Source organism: Maritalea sp. (assembly GCF_051251695.1).
Taxonomy (GTDB): domain Bacteria; phylum Pseudomonadota; class Alphaproteobacteria; order Rhizobiales; family Devosiaceae; genus Maritalea.
This window is the reverse complement of record NZ_JBPOEU010000068.1, coordinates 1-4,184: the sequence shown is the minus strand read 5'-3', so window position 1 is coordinate 4,184 and position 4,184 is coordinate 1. Positions and strand designations below refer to the sequence as shown.

3 protein-coding genes are annotated in these 4,184 nt (G+C 51.3%); 2 read left to right on the top strand and 1 reads right to left on the bottom strand.

Annotation, left to right across the window (positions count from 1 at the left end; translation table 11 throughout):
- The first annotated feature begins 264 nt into the window (after positions 1 to 264).
- Together ACSHWX_RS17910 and ACSHWX_RS17905 are read left to right on the top strand one after the other, a co-directional pair.
- Entirely contained in the window at positions 265 to 2,820 is a 2,556-nt protein-coding gene (locus ACSHWX_RS17910; RefSeq protein WP_435669573.1) for a glycosyltransferase family 4 protein, read from the top strand.
- Between the two features lie 80 nt (positions 2,821 to 2,900).
- Positions 2,901 to 3,077, top strand: coding sequence for a hypothetical protein (locus ACSHWX_RS17905; protein ID WP_435669572.1), 177 nt, complete (start codon positions 2,901 to 2,903; stop codon positions 3,075 to 3,077).
- 78 nt (positions 3,078 to 3,155) lie between these two features.
- Here the strand turns inward: ACSHWX_RS17905 and ACSHWX_RS17900 are convergent.
- Positions 3,156 to 4,184 (bottom strand): GSCFA domain-containing protein (locus ACSHWX_RS17900; RefSeq protein WP_435669571.1); only part of this gene is annotated, 1,029 nt, incomplete at its 5' end.

Here is a 4,184-nt window from a genome sequence, read left to right as displayed (position 1 = left end):
GGGCCTGGAGGAATTGGGCGCGTCGATCACATCCGGGCTTCCGGAACTGACACATTGATTCCGTCAGCTATTGAAACTTGTATCTCCAGTGTGGCGATGGCAGAATGTAACTGCATATGTAGGATATTCCTCTTGGGACTGCCAGTCTGAATTCGCCATCTGATATTTGCGCGTCATTCTGTTGTTGGCGCAACCTATGCGTATAGAATTTTCTATATGTAGAATTATAGAGAACTTGAACTCGGCTGGGCGATGAATAATCTAATGAAGAAAAATTCGTATTTTAAAAGAATTACAAAAAAATATGCTGGAAAGTTCATAGGCCCAGCCAGGCTCGCAAGTCGAAATGTAGGAATTCAGCTGAATCTGCAGATAGGCGGCAGTAGTCTAGCATTCGATCTAGATGAACAGGTCGCCATGTCCGCCGCGAGAAAATGGGAGTTCGGTCCGCGCAAAGCATATGTGGATTTTTTGATGCCACCGCGAGTTGGCAAGCTTTTACGGGCGAAGCACCCACTGGATATCTCCGCATTGGCTACTGGTGATGACCGACCGACTTTTTTGGTCTTCAATCTGCCGGCTGCAATGCCCGAGATGGCGAAGCAATGTGCCGTCGTTATAAGAGTGAAGGCAAAATCATCGGAAGAACCAATGAGTTATCGCATTGGTCTGGCTGACCCGAGGCCCGAAGTTGTTCCGATACCCCCAGATTTTGAGCGTTTGAATCTATTCGTCCGGGTTGCTGGGGAGGGGCGGCTTTCTTCCATTAGCGTCAGCTTAGGGGTGCCCGAACGATTGAAACTGGGCGAGAGTCAAGCATCTCCTTTACCGCCCAAATTGGTCGAACGGCGAATTGAACAGTCGAAATCGAAGAAAGCGTTTGATTGGCAAATGCTGCTTGATGACGAGCATTATGATGAGGCTTTGTTGGCCACATTGGTCGGTCAGGGGGGGGCGATCAGGGCCCATTTTCAGAATGTGATACGGCATTTGGCCGCAGTGCAAAGGCAAATAGAAGACCTGCATACGAGTGGCCGAAGTAAGATTGACAAGGAAGTGATAGCGTTCAAGCAGCAGGTTTATGATATTCTCAGTAGCGCGATAACATCGGAGATGAAGTTGTCGAAAACGTTATCTAATTTTTCAAAAATTTCAAATAATGATGCTGGCGGAGGGAAGTCTAAATTTCGGCGTGTGCCAACTCACCCTGAATGGCGAAAAGAAGTAGTTAAATCGGCAATCCCTTTCTTGGAGGATAGCCACTTGCCGGGGGCGTTGCAGCAAATATGGAGGCAGGTTGATTTTATCGATTCCAAAGTGATTTTGGAAGAATTCGCCGAGCAGATTAGCCCTGAATGCCCTGATTTGGCGTATTCCTGCCTCGTACTTTCGCTCGGAATAGAACCAAGCGCTCACCGGGTGCGTCACGCTGCAGGAAAATTGTTCAAATGGGGATTTTTGACCAAATCTCATGCGCTGCTATCCGTATCTGACCTGCCCGATACCCGTTTCATCGGTGAGTTGAGGTTGGCTGTATATCTGCGCGATCATGCAGCTGACCTTGTTGTTGAACGAAGGCCGCGTCAAATATCGCCTGGAAATAAGATTGCCTATGTGGCGTCCAGCTCCCAGCCTTGGTCCATTTCAGGTTACACAAATCGAACTCATGAGTTGTTGTCGGCATTACAGCGCGCCGGGGAGGAGGTTGTGTGTTTCACACGTCCGGGGTTCCCATGGGACCGGCCTAATGTACTGAACGAAGCAGAGGAGGTCGGCACGGAGCAGTCTCTGGTCGATGAAGTGGGCTACGTGCATTCGCCGACAGACTTCGTGGAAGAAGATCCGTTAACCTATATCCAGCGTGCCGCTCAATCGCTGGTGGACAGGTTTCGTGCCGACCCTCCGGCGGTTGTTCATGCCGCTTCCAACTATCGAAACGGTCTTCCCGCGCTGATCGCCGCCCGGCAATTGGGAATTCCCTTTGTGTACGAAGTGCGTGGATTGTGGGAACTTACGGCCGCATCCAGGCAGCCAGGCTGGGAAAATACGGAACGTTATGCCTATGAACGCCAAATGGAGAATCTAATAGTTTCTGAGGCGGATTTGGTTTTGACCATCACCTCGGCGGTAAAGAGGGAATTGTTGACGCCAAACGACGACAAGGAAAAATTCCATCTCCTCAGCAATGCCGTCGACCCGCTCAAATTCCGGCCTACAGACAGAGATAGCAGATTGGCCGAACGGTTGGGAATTTCGGACGATGATCTGGTTCTCGTATATGCCGGTTCCTTGCTGGAATATGAAGGCATCGACGATGTCATCAAAGCGGTGGGCCTGTTGCGAGCCAGAGATGTTCCCGCAAAGTTCATCGTCGTTGGCGATGGGCGGGCACGGGAGAGTCTCGAAGCGCTCGTTGCAACCCTAAATTTGGAAGAACACGTAATTTTCAAAGGGCGCGTACGGCCTGATCAAGTGCGCTTCTATCTCTCTTTGGCTCAAATTGTTCCGATCACACGGAAAAAATTTCGTGTTTGCTCGGTTGTTTCACCGCTGAAGCCGTTTGAAGCCATGTCGATGGAAAAAACAGTTATCGTAAGCGATCTGGATGCCTTGTGCGAGATCGTTGAAGATGGCGTAAGGGGCCGAATTTGCAAAGCAGAAGACCCTGAAGATCTTGCGCGTATTATTGAGGATCTACACTCCGACAGAACTCAACTGGATAGCATGGGGAAAACGGCTAGGCGCTGGATCGTAGAACATCGATCATGGGAGCACCATGCAAAGAAGTTGCGCTCTCTCTATGGCGAACTGACTGACTAGCTTATGAAACATTCTGGAATGGTTGCTCAATGTGGCTTTTGCGCTATTGAGGCAACGGATCCCAACCTCGGAGGAATAATGTGAACAACCCGGTACGTTTAGACATGGTTTCCTTGCGATGCTTGGTGGCAAGCGAACTCGCCACAGCATTGGCGCAATCGCGCTCCGCTTCTTCGGCTGAGGCCGTCGTCGAGGCGTATTTTGAAGTGCTCGAGGAGCTGCGCGATCAGCCCATTTATCCGCCTCGGGTAGATTGACGGCACTCTATTATCGATCAACGCAGAAGCGCCGGGTTGCGGCTCTAAGCGAGCCCCTGTTCCGAAAACCGGACGATGTTAGTCGGATGGCCGAGCTGGCAAGCGTTCTCTTAGCCTCGCCGCAAACTCGATCTGCCATTGGGTTTCGCCCTGGAGGTTATTGAGCAATGGGCGGGCGTCCTCTGGGCGCCCAGCCTCGATCATGGCAGCAGCACAAACAAGGGTCGTATATACTGTTGCGCCGGCCATACTCACTGCAGTTTCCAGCCTTTCAATCGCCAATTCTAGAGACCCTATGGATCTCAGTGCCGATCCGGTCTGGGTGAGAATATTCGCCTTCTCCCGCGGACGTGCGGCAAGCCACTTTCCTTCGAAGGACAGAATTTTTGAGCTGTCGCCAATGGCCGTCAGTGCGCGCAGGAGCAGCATCCACTGCTTTTGCCCCTTCCTGTTCATTTCACAAAGCCGCTCCGCTGTTTGTATTGCGGCGTCATAGTCTTTGATAGACAGGAAAATTTCCGCACGGAGAAGGCTGGCCTGATACCGGTCGTCCGACTGGATGGCCGCCAAAGCCGCTTTATACTGTTCGCTGTCATTGAGAAAGTGTGCATATTCGAGGGCAAATGCTTCGGAGCTTTGTGCTGCGCTCCGGTTTTCTTCGAAAAATTTCGAGTCCATTGCTCTGCGCGCAGATCTGGCCCTCTCAGCTAAGATCAGGGCCTCACTGGATTCGCACGAAATTTCATCAGTCTGTGGAAGTTCGGGTTCGCCTTCTACGGTTCCTCCGGAAAAGGCGTTGATCATTCGAGATACGTTGAGTTCCACGATGTAAGGGGTGACGTGTATCATGTCGTCTGCCCACGCTATACGCCGATCGCTCAAAGTAACCGATTCATAACTAGGGTAATAGGATACGCTGCCAAACGCACTGGCAACGTGCTCGGCTGCGCTGCGCAATGTTGATTTCGAATAGCAGTTGGCAGACATCACATCGGTTCGGCGGTGCGTCGCCATCATCGGCACCGGTGACACGGTCAGCAATATCTGCAGATCTTTCCTGCCATGTTTAAGCGCGAGCTTGATAGCTTTTTCCAGATAGCCGAGGCT

Excerpts from the sequence above, each read along its gene's own strand:
- ACSHWX_RS17910 (WP_435669573.1), top strand. The coding sequence starts at position 265 with ATGAAGAAAAATTCGTATTTTAAAAGAATTACAAAAAAATATGCTGGA.